This window comes from Mesorhizobium sp. AR07 (genome assembly GCF_024746815.1).
In the GTDB taxonomy this organism is placed as follows: domain Bacteria; phylum Pseudomonadota; class Alphaproteobacteria; order Rhizobiales; family Rhizobiaceae; genus Mesorhizobium.
Genome location: NZ_CP080525.1, coordinates 1,093,654 through 1,113,903 on the forward strand (window position 1 = coordinate 1,093,654; position 20,250 = coordinate 1,113,903).

Below are 20,250 nucleotides of genomic sequence, written 5' to 3' on the forward strand. Positions count from 1 at the left end.
TTTCTCCATACACTCTAAGAGTGTATTGCTGCGGACAGTCTTGCAATTTGGGCGCTTCCCCTTGACCGGATGCAAAAGCGCGGCCATGTGAGCGGCAAATAGAACGAGATTTCGTCGCGCGCAGCGGAATTCTTCTGCCGCATCACAGCTGATATGAGACCTCATGGACGTCGTCGTCGTCGAATCGCCGGCCAAAGCGAAGACAATCAACAAATACCTCGGCAAGAACTACAAGGTTCTGGCCTCGTTCGGCCATGTCCGCGATTTGCCGGCCAAGGATGGCTCGGTGCGTCCCGACGAGGATTTTGCCATGTCCTGGGCGGTCGACACCGCCTCGGGCAAGCGCCTTGCCGACATCGCCAAGGCGGTCAAGGATGCCGACGGCCTGATCCTCGCCACCGACCCGGATCGTGAAGGCGAAGCCATTTCCTGGCACGTGCTGGAAGTGCTGAAGCAGAAGCGTGCGCTGAAGGACAAGCCGGTCAGCCGCGTCGTCTTCAACGCCATCACCAAATCGTCGGTGCTCGAAGCGATGGCCAATCCGCGCCAGATCGATGCGCCGCTGGTCGATGCCTACTTGGCCCGCCGCGCGCTCGACTATCTCGTCGGCTTCACGCTGTCGCCCGTCCTGTGGCGCAAATTGCCGGGTGCCCGCTCGGCCGGCCGTGTCCAGTCTGTCGCGTTGCGTCTGGTCTGCGACCGCGAATCCGAGATCGAGCGCTTCATCCGCGAGGAATACTGGCAGATCGCAGCCCTGCTTGGCACGCCGCGCAACGAGAATTTCGAAGCGCGCCTGACGGCCTTCGACCGCAAGAGGCTGCAGAAGCTCGACATTTCCAACAAGGCGCAGGCCGACGACATCAAGTCGATGCTCGAAGGCGCGACCTTCAAGGCGGTGTCGGTCGAAGCCAAGCCGACCAAGCGCAATCCCGGCCCGCCCTTCACCACCTCGACGCTGCAGCAGGCCGCTTCATCGGGCCTCGGCTTCTCGGCCAGCCGCACCATGCAAGTGGCGCAGCGCCTCTATGAAGGCATGGAGATCGGCGGCGAGACCACCGGCCTGATCACCTATATGCGAACCGACGGCGTGCAGATGGCGCCGGAGGCGATCGACGCTGCCCGCGACGCGATCGCCAAGGAATTCGGTCCAAAATACCTGCCGGAAAAGCCGCGCCAATATACCGCCAAGGCCAAGAATGCCCAGGAAGCGCACGAAGCGATCCGCCCGACGGATTTCATGCGCACCCCGGCATCGGTCAGGCAATATCTCGATTCCGACCAGATGCGGCTCTATGAATTGATCTGGAAGCGCGCCATCGCCAGCCAGATGCAGCCAGCCGAGATCGAACGCACCACGGCCGAGATCGAGGCGGTCAACGGCGCCCGCACCGCCGAGCTTCGCGCCATCGGTTCGGTCGTTCGCTTCGACGGCTTCATCGCTGCTTACACCGACCAGAAGGACGACGATTCGGAAGACGAGGAAAATCGCCGTCTGCCCGAGATCCGTGCCGGCGAGCAGCTTGCCCGGCAGGCGATCAACGCCACCCAGCACACCACCGAGCCGCCGCCGCGTTACTCCGAAGCCTCGCTGATCAAGAAGCTGGAAGAGCTCGGCATCGGCCGGCCGTCGACCTACACGGCGATCCTGAAGACGCTCGAGGACCGCGACTACGTCACCATCGACAAGCGCCGGCTGGTGCCGCAGGCCAAGGGCCGCTTGCTGTCGGCCTTCCTCGAAAGCTTCTTCAAGCGCTATGTCGAGTATGACTTCACGGCGTCCCTCGAGGAAAAGCTCGACGAGATCTCGGACGGCAAGCTCGCCTGGAAGGACGTGCTGCGCGATTTCTGGAAGGACTTTTCCGGCGCCGTCGCCGACATCAAGGAGTTGCGCGTCACCGACGTGCTCGATGCGCTCAACGAGGAACTGGCGCCGCTGGTGTTTCCGGCGCGAGAAGACGGCTCCAATCCGCGCATCTGCCCGAAATGCGGTACCGGCAATCTGTCGCTGAAGCTCGGCAAGTTCGGCGCCTTTGTCGGCTGCTCGAACTATCCCGAATGCTCCTTCACCCGCCAGCTCGGCGACGCCGCCAACCCCAATGGCGAGAACGGCAGCGGCGAAGACGGCACCAAGGTCATCGGCAAGGACCCCTATACATCGGAGGAAATCACGCTGCGCAGCGGCCGCTTCGGCCCCTATCTGCAGCGTGGCGACGGCAAGGAAGCCAAGCGTTCCAGCCTACCTAAGGGCTGGACTGCCGATACAATCGACCACGAGAAGGCGCTCGCCCTGCTGTCGCTGCCGCGCGATGTCGGCAAGCATCCCGAATCCGGCAAGATGATCTCGGCCGGGCTCGGCCGCTACGGCCCGTTCGTGCTGCATGACGGCACCTACGCCAATGTCGACAGCATCGAGGACGTGTTCTCGATCGGCCTCAACCGCGCCGTGTCGGTGATCGCCGAGAAGCAGTTGAAGGGCAAGGGCGGCCGCAATGGCGGCACACCGGCAGCTCTCAAGGAGCTTGGCGATCATCCCGATGGCGGCGGCAAGATCGTCGTGCGCGATGGCAAATACGGGCCTTACGTGAATTTCGGCAAGGTCAATGCCACCCTGCCCAAGGGCAAGGACCCCCAGTCGGTGACTATCGAGGACGCACTGGCGCTGATTGCCGAGAAGGAAGCCAAGGGCGGCGGCGGCAAGAAACCGTTCCGCAAGGCGGCAGCGGCCAAGACCCCCACGACCAAGAAAACCACAACCAAGAAAACGGCGGCCAAGAAGCCGGCCGTGAAGAAAAAAGGGTAGGACAGCGTGGCGCGCAGGATCACCGGAAGAAGCCACGGCGATCCGCGCACCGCCGACACGAGGGCCAAGGTCAAGGACGACTACCGGCCATCGCGTGACGAAATCCTGCGCTACATCGCCGAAAACCCCGACCGCGCCGGCAAACGCGACATCGCCAAGGCGTTCGCGCTACGCGGCGACGACCGCATCTGGCTGAAGGATCTCCTGCGCGACTTGCAGGACGAAGGCGTCCTGACCAAGGAGCGCAAGCAACTGGCCCGCGTCGGCGCCCTGCCCCATGTCGCCGTGCTCGACATTTTTGGCCGTGACGGCGATGGCATCTTGCTGGCGCACCCGGCGGAAGCCGTCGGCACTGGCGAGCCACCGGTTGTCTCCATTCGGATCTCACGCAGCGGCAACGGCCCGGCGCCCGGCATCGGCGACCGCGTGCTGGCAAAAACCTTCCCGACCAACGAAGCGACAGGCCCCGCCTATACCGGGCGGGTGATGAAGATCTTCGAGAAGCGCAGCGATGCGGTTCTCGGTGTCTTTCGCATCCTGCAGGACGGCACCTTCCGCATCGAACCGGTCGAACGGCGCCAGCCTGAGCTGATCGTCGACAAGGAATTCCAGAACGGCGCCAAAAACGGCGACCTGGTCGAGGTCGAGCCCGCGCGAGCCTCCCGCTATGGGCTGCCCCGCGCCAAGGTGCTCAACGTGCTGGGTTCGCTGACCAGCGAGAAGGCGGTCTCGATGATCGCCATCCATGCCCACGACATTCCGCATATCTTCCCGGCCGATGTCATCGCCGAATCCGAAGCCGTCAAGCCCGCGACGCTTGCTCACCGTGAGGACTGGCGCGACCTGCCGCTGGTCACCATCGATCCGGCCGACGCCAAGGACCATGACGACGCCGTCTTCGCCACACCGGACCTCGATGAGAAGAACCCGGGCGGCGTTGTCGCCACCGTGGCGATAGCCGATGTCGCGGCCTACGTGCGTTATGGCACGGCACTCGACCGCGAGGCGCTGAAACGCGGCAATTCGGTCTATTTCCCCGATCGCGTCGTGCCGATGCTGCCCGAGCGCATTTCCAACGATCTCTGTTCGCTGCGCGAAGGCCAGGATCGCCCGGCGCTCGCCGTGCGCATGGTTTTTTCGGCCGATGGCCGCAAGCTCCGGCACTCCTTTCATCGCGTCATGATGAAGTCCGCGGCGAAGCTCGCTTACAGCCAGGCACAGGCGGCGATCGACGGCGTGCCTGATGACAAGACCGGTCCGATCCTCGACACCATATTGAAGCCGCTATGGGACGCCTATGCGATCTTGAAGCGCGGCCGCGACGGCCGACAGCCGCTCGAACTCGACCTGCCGGAGCGCAAGATCCTGCTCAAGCCCGATGGCACGGTCGATCGCGTCATCGTGCCGGAACGGCTCGACGCCCACAGGCTGATCGAAGAATTCATGATCCAGGCCAATGTCGCGGCGGCCGAGGCGCTGGAGGCGAAGAAGCAGGAGCTGGTCTACCGCGTCCATGACGCGCCTTCGCTGGCCAAGCAGGAATCGCTGCGCGAGTTCCTGCAGACGCTCGGCCTGTCGCTGGCGCGCGGCGCGCAGATGCGGCCAAGCCAGTTCAATGGCATCCTCGAGCGCGTGCGCGGCGACGACAACGAAGGCCTGGTCAACGAGGTGGTGCTGCGCTCGCAGAGCCAGGCTGAATATTCGCCCAAGAACATCGGCCATTTCGGCCTCAACCTGAAGCGCTATGCCCATTTCACCTCGCCGATCCGCCGCTACGCCGACCTGATCGTGCACCGCGGACTTATTGCCGCACTTGGCCTCGGTCCAGGTGGCCTGACGCAGGACGAGGAAGCGCGGCTCGAAGATGTTTCCGTGCTGATTTCCGGCACCGAACGGCGCGCGATGGCTGCGGAACGCGATACGGTCGACCGGCTGATCGCCTCCTACCTCGCCGAGCGCGTCGACGACCGGTTCGATGCGCGTATTTCCGGCGTCACCAAATCGGGACTATTTGTCCAATTGCCGCAGTACGGCGCGGATGGTTTCATCCCGGTGTCAACATTGAATGGCGATTACTATATATACGATGAAACGGCCCGCTCCTTGTTCGGAGAACGCTCGGGCAAAGGCTACCAGCTTGCCGACCGCGTCGAGGTCCGGCTCGTCGAGGTGGCGCCGATGGCCGGTGCGATGCGCTTCGAGATGTTGACCGACCCGAAGCCCTTGCCAGGCTCCAAGCGGTCGTTTCACAAGGCCAAGGGCCGTGCCCGCGCGTCGCAATCGCGACCGGGTTCGCGCGGCAGGAGACGATGATGACGACAGTCATGGAAGACCAGGTTTTCGGCGGCGAACATCACTCGGGCCGTGTTGCCCGCCCGCTGTGGACGGCCATGAAGCGCGGCATGCTCGGCCGCTGCCCGCATTGCGGCGAAGGCAAGCTGTTTCGCGCCTTCACCAAGTCCGTCGACACATGCAGTGTCTGCGGCGAGGAACTGCATCACCATCGCGCCGACGACCTGCCCGCCTATCTTGTCATCGTCATCGTCGGCCACATCGTGCTTGGCGCCTTCATGGGCGTGGAGGCGACATCGACCTTGTCTACCTGGCAGCACATCGCCATCTGGGTGCCGCTGACCATTATTTTGTCGGTCGCGCTGCTGCAGCCGGTCAAGGGTGCCGTCATCGGATTGCAATGGGCCTTCTATATGCATGGATTCGGCGGCGAGCAGGACGTGATCGAGCCCCATCCCGGGGCCTAGAACGCCGCCTGGCGCAACATGCCGACCGTGAAAGGCCACTTTCGCTTGCCAGAAGTTTCCGCTAGGTCCTGCGCATGGACGGTATGACCAAGGCGGAAGTCGACAGGATCGAGCGGAGCATGATCGCTCATGGCGACCAGCCAATCCGTCCGCGCGATGCGGCGACACTGATCCTGCTCGACCGCAAGGGCGACGAGGTGCTGGTGCTGATTGGCCGCCGCCACGCCGGCCACGCCTTCATGCCGGGCAAGTTCGTCTTTCCCGGCGGCCGTACCGATCCGGCCGACAGCCGCATCCCGATCGCCGCCGCATTGCACCCGGAGCAGGAAGCAAGGCTCATCGCCGGTCCCGGCCGCACAAGTGCCGCGCGTGCGCGCGGCATCGCCTTGTCGGCGATTCGCGAGACCTATGAGGAAGCCGGGCTGCTGATCGGCCGCAAAGGCGCGTTCGCCACCACCAGGCCTGATTGGCAGGGCTTTGCCGAACACGGCGTGCAACCTTCTCTCGACATGCTGCGCTTCGTTGCCCGCGCCATCACGCCGCCCAACCGGGTGCGCCGCTTCGACACGCGCTTCTTCAGCGCCTGGCGCGACGATGTCGCGGTCGAACTGCCGGGTGGCGGTCCAACCAACGAGCTCGAGGAACTGGTCTGGCTGCCGCTTGCCAAGGCCAGGGAAGCCGACATACCCGACATCACCCGAATGATCCTGGACGAGCTGGGAAAGCGCCTCGCCCATGATCCGCTGTTGCGTCCGGGCGGACCCGTGCCCTTCTACCGGCTTGTCCGCAACCGCTTCACCCGCGAACTTCTGTAGAGTAATCAGCATCCCATGACGGTCGATACCCAACCACAGGGCGACGAACGCGTACACTGGCTGCCGATGGTGGCGGCGATCTCGTCGATCAGCGTCGTCGGCATCGCCATCGGCCTCGGCATGCCGCTGCTCAGCGTCATTCTGGAAACGCGCGGCCATTCGGCCTCGATGATCGGCCTCAACACCGCCGTCGCCGGCCTGGCCTCGATCGCCGGTGCACCGCTGGCCACACCGCTCGCCATGCGCTTCGGCGTAGCCTGGACGATGGTCGCCATGATTGCCACCGGTGCCCTGGCCTTCGTCGGCTTCCACTTCGCGCCGGATTTCTGGATGTGGTTTCCACTGCGCATCGTGCTGCACATCGCGCTGACGGTGCTGTTCATCCTGTCGGAATTCTGGATCAGCACTTCGGCGCCGCCGCACCGGCGCGGCCTTGTCCTCGGCATCTACGCCACGGTTCTGTCGCTCGGCTTTGCCGCCGGCCCGTGGCTGTTCGCCCATCTCGGCAGCTCCGGCTTCAGGCCGTTCGGCGTCATCATCGTCTTGGTGACGCTGGCCGCGATACCAGTGCTGGCGGCGCGCAACGAGAGCCCGACCATCGCCTCCGACGGCGAAACCAGCAATTTCCTGCGCTACATCTGGCTAGTGCCGTCGGCGACCGCCGCCGTGCTGGTGTTCGGCGCCGTTGAAACCGGCGGCTTTGCGCTGTTCCCGATCTACGGCAACCGCATCGGCTACTCCGAGGCCGACGCAGCCCTTCTCCTGACCATGATCGGTCTCGGCAACGTGCTGTTGCAGATCCCGATCGGCATGATCAGCGACCGCGTCAACGACCGCCGCTATCTGCTGCTGGCCTGCGCCATCGTCGGCTTCGCCGGCACGGTCTTCATGCCTTTCTTTGCCCAGAATTGGCACCTGATGGCAGCCCTTCTGTTCGTCTGGGGCGGCGTGGTCGCTGCCATGTACACGATCGGCCTTGCCCATCTCGGCTCGCAGCTCTCCGGCCACGAACTGGCGTCGGCCAACGCCGCCTTCGTGCTGTGCTATGGCGTCGGCATGGTGCTCGGCCCGCAAGCGATCGGCATCGGCATGGACGCGTTCGGTCCGGCCGGCTTCGGCTGGTCGCTCGGCCTGTTCTTCGGCGCCTACATCGCCCTGGTTAGCGTCAGGCTGGTTCGCAAGATCCTACTGTAGCGCAACAGCACGGCGAACCCTGTGTTCAGCGTGGCGCGAGGACAGGCTGCTGACAGAACCATGTCAGCAGCCCCCGGTTATAAGGTTTCCTCAAACATCTGAAGTTGAGGATACTTCCATGATCGACAGCGGCTTTGAAACCACTTCGTTGCGAATGACACTGCTCCTGCTTGTGACCTTTCAGGCACCGGCCGCCGATGTCGACCGCATCATGGACGCGGTGGTGGCGATAGCGCCGCTGGCGATGGGCAAATATGATCGCAACGCCTATCAGTCAGCACACGGCATCGAACGCTACCGGCCGCTTGAAGGTGCGGCCGCCGGCGCCGAAACCGAGTTGCGGCGACGCCCAGGAACGGTCGAGATTTCCTTCGAACTGCCCGACGACCAGGCGCTGGCCGCGCGCGTCGTCGAGGCAATTTTCCAGGCGCACTCCTACCAGGAACCAGTGATCCGCATTCAGCCGATTCTGGCCAGCCGTTCCAAGGGACTGGACGATCGCGCCAATCCGAATCGCTGGTGGAACACCACCGGAGACTGGAAGAAGGTTGCTGCATCAGCGAGAGAAACCGTATAATTCGAGGCCACTGGCCAGCTCCAGTGGATCGTATGAGCTCCACCGGGCTTGACTTTCCAGGCACGTTCTTTATGTGTCGCGCCAAGTTTCCCGCGTCCGGGTGTTTTCCCGTGCTCCAGCGGCCAAAACCCCACGAACATAACGGACTGAGATCATGGCCAAAGCCGCAAACATCAAGATCAAGCTTCTGTCGACCGCCGACACCGGTTTCTTCTACGTGACCAGCAAGAACAGCCGCACCAAGACCGACAAGCTGTCGTTCCGCAAGTACGACCCGGTCGCCAAGAAGCACGTCGAATTCAAGGAAACCAAGATCAAGTAATCTGGTTTCTCCATAAATGCCGAAACGCCGCCCAATGGGCGGCGTTTTTGTTTTCATGGATGGCTGCAGGCCCTCACCCGATGCGATCGCCGCTTTTCGGATCGAACAGATGCAGCGACGCCGGATCGGCCGACAGCCGCACCACGTCGCCGGGCCTCACGCCGGCACGGCCCATGGCAAAGACGCAGAGCTGCTGGACCGCCAGCTTGACGTAGAACTGCGTCGACAGGCCGAGCGGCTCCACCACCACCACCTCGCCTTGCAGGGCGCCATCATCGGCCAGCCTGACATGCTCCGGTCGCAAGCCGACGGTGATCGCGTCACCATCCTTCAGCGGCAAGCCGTCCGGCAGGCGCAATGCCTGGCCATCGGCCAGCACGGCCTCCGATGTGCCCGCCTTTCGAACCGTTGCCGGCAGAAAATTCATGCCCGGCGAACCGATGAAACCGGCGACGAACATGTTGGCCGGCCGGTCATAGAGATCGAGCGGCGCGCCGACCTGCTGGATCAGCCCGTCATGCATGACGACGATCCGGTCGGCCATCGTCATGGCCTCGATCTGGTCGTGCGTGACGTAGACCGAGGTGGTCTTCAATTGCTGGTGCAGCGCCTTGATCTCGGCGCGCATATGGACGCGCAGCTTGGCGTCGAGGTTCGACAGCGGTTCGTCGAACAGAAACACCTTGGGATCGCGCACGATGGCGCGGCCCATGGCGACGCGCTGGCGCTGGCCACCGGACAATTGCCGCGGCAGGCGTTGCAGGAAATTGTCGAGCCCGAGCCGTTTGGCGGCACCACCCACCCGCGCGTCGATGGCCTGCTTCTCGGCCTTCTTCAGCATCAGGCTGAAGCCCATGTTCTTCGATACGTCCATATGCGGATAGAGCGCGTAGGACTGGAACACCATGGCGATGTCGCGGTCCTTCGGCGCAACGTCGTTGACCAGCCGCTCGCCGATGCGGATCTCGCCACCGGAAGCCTCCTCCAGCCCGGCGATCATGCGCAGCAAGGTGGATTTGCCGCAGCCCGAAGGGCCGACCAGCACGACGAACTCGCCATCGGCGATCTCAAGGTCGACCGCGTGCAGGACGCGGACCGCGCCATAGTCTTTGCGGACCTTTTCGAGCGTAACAGAGGCCATCGATCATCCTTTGACGGCGCCGGCGGTCAGGCCGGTGACGAGATAGCGTTGCAGGAAGGCGAAGAAGATACAGACTGGGATCAGCGCCAGGACGGACGCAGCCATCATCTGTCCCCAGTCGACGGCGAACTTGCCGATGTAGGTGAGCAGCCCAACCGCGAAGGTTTTCTTGTCGTCGCTGGAAATCAGCATCAGCGCGAACAACAGCTCGCTCCAGGCAGCTGTGAAGACGAAACCCAGTGTCGCACCCATGCCGGGCAGCGTCAGCGGCACGATCACCTTGCGCATGGCCTCAGCGCGCGTGCAGCCGTCGATCATTGCCGCCTCTTCCAGGTCCTTTGGGATACCATCGAAGAAGGACTGCATCAGGAAGGTGGCGAAGGCGGTGTTGAAGGCAGTGTAGATGATGATCAGCCCGATCAGGCTGTTGGTGAGGCCAAGCTCGCCCATGACGCGGTAGATCGGCGGAATGACCATCACCAGCGGGAAGGTCTGGGTCAAAAGCAGCATGATGGCGAGCGCCGCCTTGCCGCGGAAGGTGAAGCGCGACATGGCATAGCCGGCGAGCGTGGCAATGACCGTCACCAACGCCGCAGTCGCCACCGAAACGATGACACTGTTCAGGAAATAGCGTGGGAAATCAGAGACTTCCAGAACAGTATAGAAATTCTGAAAGGTCGTCTGCGACGGCCACAAGGTGATGCCCTCGGAATACAGCAATCGCTCCGGCGTGACCGATATTTTCAGTGTCCAGAAGATCGGGAACAGCGCGAAGATCATGTAGGCCGCGATGGCGCCGTAGAGGCCGATGCCGCTGAGAAAGCGTGAAGAGTTGGAGCGCCCGGCGATCATCAGACGTGCCTCACGATTGAGCGCCGAATGCCGATCAGCGCCACGGCATAGACGATGAGCAAGACGAGCAGCAGCACCGCCACCGCCGAGGCATAGCCCTTGTCCAGGGACTTGAAGGCGCTGACATAGATGTAGACCGGCACGGTGCTTGTCGACCCGGCGGGACCGCCTGCCGTCATCACGAAGATCAGGTCGGCAAATGTGGCGATCCAGATGGTGCGCAGCATGACGGTGATGGCGATGGTTGGCGCCAGGAACGGCAGCGTCACCTTGGTGAAGCGCTGCCCCGGCGAGGCACCGTCGATCGCCGCCGCTTCATGCAGCTCCGACGGGATCGACTTGAGCGCCGCGAGCAGCGTGATGGCGAAGAACGGGATGCCGAACCAGATGTTTGCGATGATCGGCCCCCACATGGCGGTGGCCGGATCGGACAGGATGCTGGTGGTCGACTCAGCCCTGAGCCCCAATGCGAAGAGCCAGTGCGGCAGCGGCCCGATGATCGGGTTGAACAGCCATGCCCAGGTCAGGCCCGACAGGAATGATGGCACGGCCCATGGCAGGAAGACCACAGCCTGGACAAATTTGCGTCCGACGAACGGTTTGTCGAGAAGCAGCGCCAGGCCAAGGCCAAGGAAGAACTGGAAGAACAGGCTGGCGACCGTCCACCACAGCGTGTTGACCAACGCCTGCCCGAGCACCTGGTCCGACAGCATCGCCTGATACTGTCCGAGCCCGACATATTCCGATTTGAAAGCCGAGAATTTACGGAAGGAGTAGCTGATGCCGATGATGAGCGGCACCAAGAGCACCACGACCAGAAGGATGATCGCCGGGCTGAGATAGAGCCAGGGCTCGACGGCGGCGTGTGACAGCCACTTGCGACGCGGCTTGCCGGCGGATCGTATTTCGGACACGGCATAGGTCATTGGCTGTGGATCATCTCTGGAAGCGTCAGGATAGGCGACAAGCGTCCTTCTCCCCGTCCCTATACGGGGAGAAGATGCCGGTGTCCGAACCGGATAGATAGGTAACAGAATGGACCGATAGCATGGGTGACAGTTTTCTTGTCCGCCGGGAGGACCGGCGATGGTTTGGCGAGAGACTGGCATCATGGACGAACGACTTCGGTTTGTTGTGGATTGTCTGGCAGGCGAGGAGACGATGAGCGCGCTTTGTGCGGCGTACGGCATCTCGCGTAAGAGCGGCTACAAGTGGTTTGGTCGCTATCGCGCGTTTGGCCCGGAAGGTTTGCACGATCTGCCGCGAGCACCGCTCAATCATGGCCGGGCGACGGCGCTTGACTTGGTGGAGCGGATCGTCGCGGCGAAGGAGACGCACCCGCTGTGGGGGCCTAAGAAGATCGTTGCGCGGCTCAAGCGCACGGCGCCCGAGCTGGTCTGGCCTTCAGCCTCGACGGTGGGCGCGATCCTTGCGCGGCATGGACTTGTCGGCGCCCGCAAGCGGCCGCACCTGCGGGCCTGCGGCAATGGTCCGTGGCCGGAGCCAGAGGGGCCGAACGCAGTCTGGACGGGTGATCACAAGGGTTGGTTCCGGACTGTTGACGGGTGGCGTTGCGAGCCCTTGACGGTGATGGATGCGTCGAGCCGCTACTTGCTGGCGCTGGAAGCGACGGGGTCAACAGCAGAGAGCGAGGCCTGGCCGGTGTTCGAGCGGTTGTTTGAGGAGCATGGCCTGCCGGATCGGTTCAGAAGCGACAACGGTTCACCGTTTGCATCGGCCGGCGTCACCGGTCTGACGCCGCTTGCGGTGCGCTTCATCAAGCTCGGGATCATCCTGGAGCGGATCGCGCCTGGCAAGCCGCAGCAGAATGGACGCCACGAGCGCTTTCATCTGACCATGCTGCCATTGGCTGAGACGCCGGAGGCCGACAGAACGGCTCAGGGCCAGGCCTTCGAGGCCTTCCGGCGTAGCTACAATGAGGAGCGTCCGCATGAGGCGCTCGCCATGGACACTCCAGCCCAGCATTACCGCCCGTCACAGCGCGCCATGCCAAAAACAGCACCCGAGCCCGATTATCCGGACGAGGCGGCGGTGCGCCATGTGCGCCACAATGGCGAAATCAGGTGGAATGGCGGCTTCATCTACATCTCAAAGGCGCTGGTCGGCGAAGCGGTCGCCGCCACCGAAACCGAGGGCGGCGAATGGGCACTCTCCTTCCATGCCCATCCGCTCGGCATCATCGACACCAGGCGCATGAAGCTTGTCCGCCGCAGCGCCGCGCCAACCAAACCGCTTGGCGCTGCAACGGACAATACAGGGGGAGAACTGTAACCCATGTATCCGGTTCAAAGTGTTACCCATCTATCGGCTGGACACCGGCAGGCAGATGAGGGGCAGCGCGAACCTTTCGAAGACCGGCGCCGCCCCTCATCCGTCACTTCGTGACACCTTCTCCCCGTATAGTGACGGGGAGAAGGGAAGAAGAGGCGCTTACTTCTTGTTCTTCGCCAGCCAGTCCTGCTGTTCCTTGGTCAGGAAGGCGGCCCATTGGTCGGCGACGTCCTTGGCCGTCTTCTGGCCAAGCAGCACTTCCTGGAAGTTCTTGATCGCCACCTGGTCGACGAAATTGCCGAGATTCTCCAGATGTGTCGGCGGCGTCACCATTTCATATTTGGAGGTGTCGCTCAGCTCCGTGAACCAGCCCTTGAACTGCTCGGTCTTGAAGTGGGCGTCCTGGTCGGCGCCGTTGTGAATCGGAATCACGCCGACTTCCTTTGCCCACTCAAGATTGTCCTTGGGCGACAACAGTGTCGCCATCAGTTTCCAGGCGTCATCCTTGTGCTGCGAGTTGGCGAACATCGCCCAACCGGCATAGCCGAGCGTCGGGTAGGATTTGCCGCTTGGGCCTACCGGCATCGGTGCCACCGCGAAATCGTCGGCGCTCATCTTGTCGGCGATACCGAGCAGCGCGTCCGGATCCTGGTTGAGCATGGCGCAGGTGCCGGAATAGAAGCCGGTGACCGTTTCGTTGAAGCCCCAGCTCACCGCATCCTTCGGCGCCAGGCCGTTCTTGTACATGTCGGCCAGCATCTGCAGGCCCTTGACCGAGCCTTCGTCGTTGATGGTCGAGGTGCCATCCTCTTTGAAATAGCCGCCCTTGCCGGCGGCGATGTTCATGAACATGTGCATGCCGTTGAAGGCGCCCGGACCGCCGCGCAGGCAGTAGCCGTATTTGCCCGGTATTGCCGAGATCTTCTTGGAATCGGCGATGAAATCGTCGAGCGTCGCCGGCGGGCCGTCGAGGCCGGCCTCCTTGAACAGTTTCTTGTTCCAGAACAGCGCGTTCACATAGTAGCCGTAGGGGATCATGAACTGGGTGTTATTGACCGTCGAGCCGAACTGCTTGGCGCGGTCGCCGAGCGTCTTGGCGCCGTCCCATTTGGCCATGTAGGGGCCGAGATCCTCAAGCTGGGCATTGTTGGCATAGAGACCCATCCAGCGTTCCGGCATCTCGACGACGTCGGGCGTGTCGCCGGCCTGCACCATGGTGAGGAATTTTTCAAAGGCCTGGCCCCAGGGCAGCGAGATCAGCTCGACCTTGACGCCGGGATTGGCGGTTTCGAACTCGGCGATCTGCTTCTTCAGGAATTCGGTGCGCGGCGGGCTGGTGATGACTTCGACCATTTTGAGGGTCGAATCGGCCACAGCACTTCCGGCGGAAATCGCCAGCCCCGCAACGGTGGCAAGCATGACGGTCAGTTTTTTCATGTTCAAGACTCCCATTTTGAACCCGCTTGTTATTTTCTGGCTTTTTCGAAGGCTTGGGCCACATCAGCCCACAGGTCTTCGACACTCTCCAATCCGACATTGAAGCGGATGGTTCGGGGGCTGACGCCGAAGCGCGCCATCGAATTCAGTCCCGGCGTCTGTTCCAGCGACGCCTTGGCCGGCACGACCAGGCTCTCATGCCCGCCCCAGCTGACGCCGATGCGGAAATAGTTCAGCGCGTCGACGAAGACGGGGATGTCGATATCGTCCGTCACTTCGAACGAGAACAAACCGGCATAGCCGGCCAGCGTCGCCTTGCCCGGATGGTTCGAATAGGCGGGATGGTTGACGCGCTCGACATTGGCATGCGCCTTCAGCCGCTCGGCGATGGTCAGGCCGCTCTTCATATGGTGCGGCAGGCGCAGCGGCAGCGTGCGCAGGCCGCGCAGCAGCAGCCAGGCCTCGAACGGCGACAGCTTGCCGCCGAGATAGGAATAGGTCTGCTCGTTGATATGCTTGATATGGGCGGCGGAGCCCGCCACGACGCCGGCAACCGTGTCGCTGTGACCGCCGAGATATTTCGAAGCCGAATGCAGCACCAGGTCGACGCCGTGCGCGATCGGCTTCTGAAACACCGGCGTCGCCCAGGAATTGTCGATGGTGGTGACGATGCCCTGCTCCCTGGCCAACCGCGTCAGATGCGCGATGTCCTGCAGCTCGAACATCATCGAGGTCGGGCTTTCCAGATAAAGCAGCTTGGCGCCGGGAAGTGCCGCCGCCACCGCATCCGGATCTGAGCCATCGACATAATCGACCTTGATGTTGAGCCGCGGCAAGAGCCGTTCGAACAGCCGGTAGGCATCGCCGTAGCAGTTGCGCACCGCCACGATGCGTTCACCGGCGCCGACAAAGGCAAGCACCGTGGCGCTGATGGCCGCCATGCCGCTGGAAAAGCCGCGCGCGGCTTCCGCGCCCTCGAGTGCGGCCACCCGCGCCTCGAACTCCATCACGGTCGGATTGTCGCCGCGCGAATAGATCGGCTGCTTTCGTTTGCCGGCGAAGGTGTCGGCCATTTCGGCATAGTTGGCGAAAGTGAACAGCGAGGTCTGGTAGATCGGCGGCACCACCGCGCCGCCCGGGAATGGCTCGTCATGCGCCAGCAGCGTTGCCGCCTCGGCGAGATAGTCGTGATCGAAACCTGATGGATGCTCGTTCATGTCTGGCTCGAAAGTTTGAGTTTGGCTGCACCACGCTTCAGATCGTCCTCGACGGTGGCGATCAGCTTGAGCGCCTCGGCGCGGGCACCCTGCGGATCCCGGGCGGCGATGCGTTCGTAGATGGTGCGGTGGTAGGGAAAGCTGGCATGGCCGAAGTCGCGCACGCCGAGCGGATGCTCCCAGAAGCGATGGAACAGCTCGTGCATGGCGGCGATGATCTGCTCGAACAGCGGATTGCCCGAGACCTGATAGATTGCCTGGTGGAACTCCCAATCCTCTTCCGACGACATGCCGTCGCGCGTGCGAAACGCCTGTTCCATGATGTCGAGCTTGCGCGCGATTTCGGCGATGTCGGCCTGGCTGGCGCGTTCGGCGCAGAGTGCGGCGGCCTCCGCCTCCAGCGCGCGGCGGATCTCCAGCGTCTGCATAAGGCTGGTGAAATCATTGCCGCCCGCCAGCGTCAGCGGCATATGCAGCATGTCAGGTGAGACGGCCGCCTTGAGATAGGTGCCGCTGCCTTGCCGGCGCTCGACCAGACCAAGCCCTTCCCAGCGCGTCAGCGCTTCGCGCACGGTGTTGCGGCTGACCTTCAGCCGCTCCGCCAGTATACGCTCGGTTGGCAGTCTCTCGCCGGGCTGCAAGGATTCGGCAAGAACAAACCCTACCAACGCCTTCAGCACGGCGTCATCGCGCGCCGTCGTCTGAATGGGTGGCAGGCTGTTCTGGTCCACGTATACTCCAAGTGGTGCAATGGCCCAACCAATTTCTGCATATGCAAGACCTCCTGTCAACAGGTTGTCAGCAGACGGCGCCGCCGCGAGCGGCGACGCGATACATTTCAATAGGTTACGAGATACTTCATTGTGGCTGTGGCACCGCGGCAGGCGGCCCGAACCAGGCGATCAGCGCTTCAGCAAGGCCCAGATCGGTTGTGTCCCCCACCCAGGCCACATAGCCGTCGGGCCGGATCAACACGGCGGCCGGTGCAGCGACCGCACCTAGGACCGGAAGCTCCCATGGACCGGAATATGTGGCCTCGATCTGTTGGACCCGATCCGCCCATGGCGTGATGTCAACGTTGCCGGACCCATTGAGATTGAGCAAGACCGGCCGGGCATGGTGCAGAAGAGTGAAGACCCGTTGCGGGCCTTTGGCGGTGAACAGGTCGAGGTCGGGCATCCGCCGCCCAAGCAGTGGATGCCCCTCGCCGAGGTCGTAGTGGACGCCCAGCCCGGACATCTCGGCCGCAATTTGCCTGCGAGGCTCGTCCATGCCGAGCAATTCGGTCACGGTGTCGCCCAAGGCCGTGGTGCGATCATCCACACGACGAAGGGCAACCTGTGCCATCGTGTTGCGCAGGACGCGGGCGCCGACCGGATGGCGCTCGGCGTGATAGGTATCGAGGAGGCTTTCCGGCGATGTCCGCTTGACCACCTGGGCCAGCTTCCATCCGAGGTTCACGGCATCCTGCACACCGATGTTTAGGCCCTGCCCGCCCACCGGGGCATGGACGTGCGCGGCGTCGCCGGCCAACAGGACGCGTCTGTCGCGGTAAGTCGCTGCCTGCCGCGCCATGTCGGTAAATCGGGAGATCCAGGTTGGACTGTGGACCCCGTAGTCGGTACCGTAGACGGCGACAAGCGCCTCGCTGAGATCGTGCAGTGTGGGTTCGCCACCGGTCTGAAGGTGCTGCTCGGTCAGCACGACGCGCACTGTCCCGCCCTTCCCCATCTTGCCCAGCGCATGAATTCCAAAGACGTTGTTGCGAAAGCCCGATGCCGGCTCTTCCGACATCTCGACCTCGGCGATCATCCAGCTCATCGTCGGATCCCACCCGGCGAACTCGATATTAGCTGCTTTGCGGATCGCGCTGCGTCCTCCGTCGCAGCCAACGAGATACTGCGCCGCTAGACGTTGGCCGTCGGACAGATCGACACCAACGCCGGTGTCGTCCTGCATGAAGCCGGTGACGTCCCGTCCGCGATAGATCGGCACCGCCAGTTCGCCGACCCAGTCGGCCAGTATGCGTTCGATGTGGTTCTGCCACAGCCCGAGCACGTAATTGTGCCGCGTTGGAAAATCGCCGATGTCCAGCGGGACCATGTGGAAGCGCAGGGCCGGCGTCACCTGCCCCTGCGACAGGAACCGGTCGACGATTCCGCGCTGATCGAGAACCTCGATGGTGCGCGCATGCAGGCCGCCCGCGCGCGAACCAACAAGCTCCTGGTTGTGGCGCCGCTCGACGATAGCCACATCGACGCCCGCCAACGCGAGTTCGCCCGCCAACATGAGCCCTGTCGGACCGCCTCCGGCGATCACCACCGCATGATCTGAAATCGCACCCATTATCGTCACTCCCGTTTCCGTACCTTCGGCCTGGGTCGCGGTTTTACGGGAGGAGCCGGGTCTTGCCGCAAGCCCCTTGTGCGCCATATGTATGAAATGGAGGGGGTGCTCTCCCCTTTACCGTTGGCTGCCACGACCAAGCTTTTCGCGCAATCACAGTGCGTACGGTACGGCTATCGCCGTCGCGGTCCCAAAAACGATCCGGATTTTCAATTGCAAAAACGCAGAGTCTTCCGCGCCTTGGCACGGAGCTCTGATGTTCTGTTTGAAAAAGGGGGCCGGTCGGCGTTTGGCAGCGGTACGAGGAGGCCACTATGTGCCAGCGCCGGCCGGCCGACCCCACGGACCCAGGAGATGCGGCGGACCTGAGCATCATGGGGTATTTCTAGGGATCGAGCCGGCTGTCTACCCTCGTGCCGGCTTCGTCTTGGTCTGCACACTTGCGCAAGAGCTTATGAAAATCAACCGTTTCTTAACCAAGGCTCGCGAATCGCTTGGATTAAGGTAAACGGGTAACCCTGTCGGGTTGACTGGATAATCGGGCCTGGGCCGTTACGCCGCCTTGGCGACGACGCGATTGCGGCCGCCGCTCTTGGCTTCATAGAGCGCGAGATCGGCGCGTTTCATCAGCGCCGCCACCGTATCCACGCCCTTCAGCACCGACGACACGCCGACGCTGACGGTGACCTCGATCGTCTTGCCGTCCTGACCGATGGCAAAAGGCGCCTGGGCGATTTCGGCGCGAATGCGTTCGGCCACCTTTTCGGCCACCACGCCATCGGTGTCCGGCATCACCACGACGAACTCCTCGCCGCCAAAACGGCAGGCAAGGTCGATGCCGCGGACATTCTTGCGCAGCCGTCGCGCGAATTCCCGCAACACCTCGTCGCCGCCATCATGGCCGTGCGCGTCGTTGATCGACTTGAAGCGGTCGAGGTCGGTGATCATCACCGACAGCGGCCGCCGCCGCGCCACGGCGCGGTCGAACAGCGTCTGCAGATGGCTGTCGAGATAGCGGCGGTTGTGCAGTCCGGTCAGCCCGTCGGTCACCGCCATTTCGATGGTCTGGGTGACGCTGGCGCGCAGCTGGTCGTTGTAGCGCTTGCGGCGCACCTGGGTGCGCAACCGCGCCGTCAGCTCCTGCTGGTCGATCGGCCGCATCAGATAGTCGTTGATGCCGAGTTCGAGGCCGCGGATGATGCGTTCCTCCTCGCCCGCCTCCGCCAGCAGGATGATCGGCACGAAACGGGTGCGGTCGAGCGAACGCAGCTGCGAACAAAGCCTGAGCGGATCGAAATCGGCAAAGGCCGTCGAGATCATCACGCATTCATAGGGCGTCTCGGCGGCCTGGAAGAAACCGGCATGCGGATCGCCGGTGACATCGAGGTCGGCGCGGTCGCGCAGCATCTTCTGGATGCGCTCGACGGATGATTTGCGCTCGTCGATCAGAAGCACTTTCGGCGTCGTATCCTCGGAGGCGAAATTGCGGCTCAAAAGCTCCTCGATGCCGATGTTGCGCGTCGTCGAGGCGCGCAGCCGCAACTCGTCGGTCAGCGACTTCAGCCGCACCAGGCTCTTGACGCGCGTCATCAGCTGCAGGTCGTTGACCGGCTTGGTCAGGAAGTCGTCGGCGCCGGCCTCGAGACCTCGTACGCGGTCGGACACCTGATCGAGCGCGGTGATCATCACGACCGGAATATGTGACGTCGCCGGGTCGCTCTTCAGCCGCCGGCAGACCTCGAAGCCGTCCATGTCGGGCATCATCACATCGAGCAGCACGACGTCGACCTTGCCGTTCTCGCAGGTCTCGATCGCATCAGGCCCGTTGGTAGCGGTCAGCACTTCGAAATATTCGGCCAGCAGCCGGACTTCCAGGAGCCGCACATTGGCAGGGATGTCGTCGACGACGAGGATCCGTGCAGTCATTTCACAAGGCTCCGGCTTGGCTGGAAGGGCACATCAGGCATCGCCCAGATAGGATTTGATGGTTTCGATGAAACGCGGCACCGAGATCGGCTTCGAGATATAGGCCTCGCAACCGCCCTGCCGGATGCGCTCCTCGTCGCCCTTCATTGCGAAGGCGGTCACCGCGATGACCGGGATGACGTGCAGATCGTCGTCCTCCTTCAGCCATTTGGTCACCTCCAGCCCCGACACTTCCGGCAGCTGGATATCCATCAGGATGAGATCCGGCCGGTGCAGGCGCGCCAGATCGAGCGCCTCCAGGCCGTTGCGGGTGCGCACGGTCTCGTAGCCGCTTGCTTCGATGAGGTCCCGAAAGAGCTTCATGTTGAGCTCATTGTCCTCGACGATCATGACCTTCTTCGGCATCGATATCCCGTCCCGGCGTCCTTCCGCTCGAAGGCGACCGTCATGCGTCCATCTCGAGACGCACCAAACCCTGCTTCACTTTACGGCAATATGATTGACGAAACGGAAATCCGCTGGGCAAAAAGCTGTCTGGATTCCACCTCGGGCGCCGCCCCAATGGCTTGCCG

Annotated in this window: 17 protein-coding genes; 8 read left to right on the forward strand and 9 right to left on the reverse strand. The window is 63.0% G+C overall.

Features of this window, described 5'->3' with window-relative positions:
• Positions 1-163: 163 nt before the first annotated feature.
• The 7 genes from topA (at position 164) to rpmG (ending at position 8,467) form a co-directional block, all read left to right on the forward strand.
• Positions 164-2,800 carry a type I DNA topoisomerase gene (gene topA / locus BPNPMPFG_RS05770; RefSeq protein ID WP_258593868.1) on the forward strand — a complete coding sequence of 879 codons (2,637 nt, stop codon included), beginning with the start codon at positions 164-166 and terminating at the stop codon, positions 2,798-2,800.
• 6 nt (positions 2,801-2,806) lie between these two features.
• On the forward strand, positions 2,807-5,113 hold the full coding sequence (rnr, locus tag BPNPMPFG_RS05775; protein ID WP_258593870.1) for a ribonuclease R: 2,307 nt from the start codon (positions 2,807-2,809) through the stop codon (positions 5,111-5,113).
• Positions 5,114-5,124: 11 nt separating this feature from the next.
• The gene (locus BPNPMPFG_RS05780) at positions 5,125-5,559 is read left to right on the forward strand and encodes a DUF983 domain-containing protein (RefSeq protein ID WP_258597070.1); all 435 of its coding nucleotides are present in this window, start codon (positions 5,125-5,127) and stop codon (positions 5,557-5,559) included.
• 74 nt (positions 5,560-5,633) lie between these two features.
• Positions 5,634-6,374, forward strand: coding sequence for an NUDIX hydrolase (locus BPNPMPFG_RS05785; protein ID WP_258593871.1), 741 nt, complete (start codon positions 5,634-5,636; stop codon positions 6,372-6,374).
• A 15-nt stretch (positions 6,375-6,389) separates the two neighbouring features.
• Positions 6,390-7,568, forward strand: a complete 1,179-nt coding sequence (locus BPNPMPFG_RS05790; protein ID WP_258593873.1) for an MFS transporter — start codon at positions 6,390-6,392, stop codon at positions 7,566-7,568.
• A gap of 118 nt (positions 7,569-7,686) precedes the next feature.
• Entirely contained in the window at positions 7,687-8,145 is a 459-nt protein-coding gene (locus BPNPMPFG_RS05795; RefSeq protein WP_258593874.1) for a YqfO family protein, read from the forward strand.
• Between the two features lie 154 nt (positions 8,146-8,299).
• Complete coding sequence (gene rpmG, locus BPNPMPFG_RS05800; RefSeq protein WP_006201775.1) at positions 8,300-8,467, forward strand: 50S ribosomal protein L33; 168 nt, start codon at positions 8,300-8,302, stop codon at positions 8,465-8,467.
• Positions 8,468-8,540: 73 nt separating this feature from the next.
• Here rpmG and BPNPMPFG_RS05805 read toward each other — a convergent pair whose 3' ends face one another.
• Genes BPNPMPFG_RS05805 through BPNPMPFG_RS05815 form a run of 3 tightly spaced genes read right to left on the reverse strand, consistent with a single transcriptional unit; the run spans position 8,541 to position 11,386 of the window.
• Complete coding sequence (locus BPNPMPFG_RS05805) at positions 8,541-9,608, reverse strand: ABC transporter ATP-binding protein (protein WP_258593876.1); 1,068 nt, start codon at positions 9,606-9,608, stop codon at positions 8,541-8,543.
• A 3-nt stretch (positions 9,609-9,611) separates the two neighbouring features.
• Positions 9,612-10,460: a carbohydrate ABC transporter permease gene (locus tag BPNPMPFG_RS05810; protein ID WP_258593878.1), complete on the reverse strand. Its 849-nt coding sequence runs from the start codon at positions 10,458-10,460 to the stop codon at positions 9,612-9,614.
• Positions 10,460-11,386 (reverse strand): carbohydrate ABC transporter permease, encoded by a 927-nt coding sequence (locus tag BPNPMPFG_RS05815; RefSeq protein ID WP_258593880.1) that lies wholly within the window; start codon positions 11,384-11,386, stop codon positions 10,460-10,462. Before BPNPMPFG_RS05815 ends, BPNPMPFG_RS05810 begins: the two co-directional genes overlap by 1 nt.
• A gap of 160 nt (positions 11,387-11,546) precedes the next feature.
• On the opposite strand from BPNPMPFG_RS05815, the gene BPNPMPFG_RS05820 reads away from it, so the two are divergent.
• Positions 11,547-12,752 carry an integrase core domain-containing protein gene (locus tag BPNPMPFG_RS05820; RefSeq protein ID WP_258590687.1) on the forward strand — a complete coding sequence of 402 codons (1,206 nt, stop codon included), beginning with the start codon at positions 11,547-11,549 and terminating at the stop codon, positions 12,750-12,752.
• A gap of 159 nt (positions 12,753-12,911) precedes the next feature.
• Here BPNPMPFG_RS05820 and BPNPMPFG_RS05825 read toward each other — a convergent pair whose 3' ends face one another.
• The 6 genes from BPNPMPFG_RS05825 to BPNPMPFG_RS05850 form a co-directional block, all read right to left on the reverse strand.
• Entirely contained in the window at positions 12,912-14,189 is a 1,278-nt protein-coding gene (locus BPNPMPFG_RS05825; RefSeq protein ID WP_258593882.1) for an ABC transporter substrate-binding protein, read from the reverse strand.
• Positions 14,190-14,218: 29 nt separating this feature from the next.
• Positions 14,219-15,406 (reverse strand): PLP-dependent transferase, encoded by a 1,188-nt coding sequence (locus BPNPMPFG_RS05830; protein WP_258593884.1) that lies wholly within the window; start codon positions 15,404-15,406, stop codon positions 14,219-14,221.
• Positions 15,403-16,137: a FadR/GntR family transcriptional regulator gene (locus BPNPMPFG_RS05835; RefSeq protein ID WP_258593885.1), complete on the reverse strand. Its 735-nt coding sequence runs from the start codon at positions 16,135-16,137 to the stop codon at positions 15,403-15,405. Before BPNPMPFG_RS05835 ends, BPNPMPFG_RS05830 begins: the two co-directional genes overlap by 4 nt.
• Before the next feature lie 127 nt (positions 16,138-16,264).
• On the reverse strand, positions 16,265-17,695 hold the full coding sequence (locus BPNPMPFG_RS05840) for an FAD-dependent monooxygenase (protein WP_258593888.1): 1,431 nt from the start codon (positions 17,693-17,695) through the stop codon (positions 16,265-16,267).
• Between the two features lie 609 nt (positions 17,696-18,304).
• Entirely contained in the window at positions 18,305-19,678 is a 1,374-nt protein-coding gene (locus BPNPMPFG_RS05845; RefSeq protein ID WP_258593891.1) for a PleD family two-component system response regulator, read from the reverse strand.
• Positions 19,679-19,711: 33 nt separating this feature from the next.
• Positions 19,712-20,083, reverse strand: coding sequence for a response regulator (locus tag BPNPMPFG_RS05850; protein WP_126041709.1), 372 nt, complete (start codon positions 20,081-20,083; stop codon positions 19,712-19,714).
• Positions 20,084-20,250 lie beyond the last annotated feature (167 nt).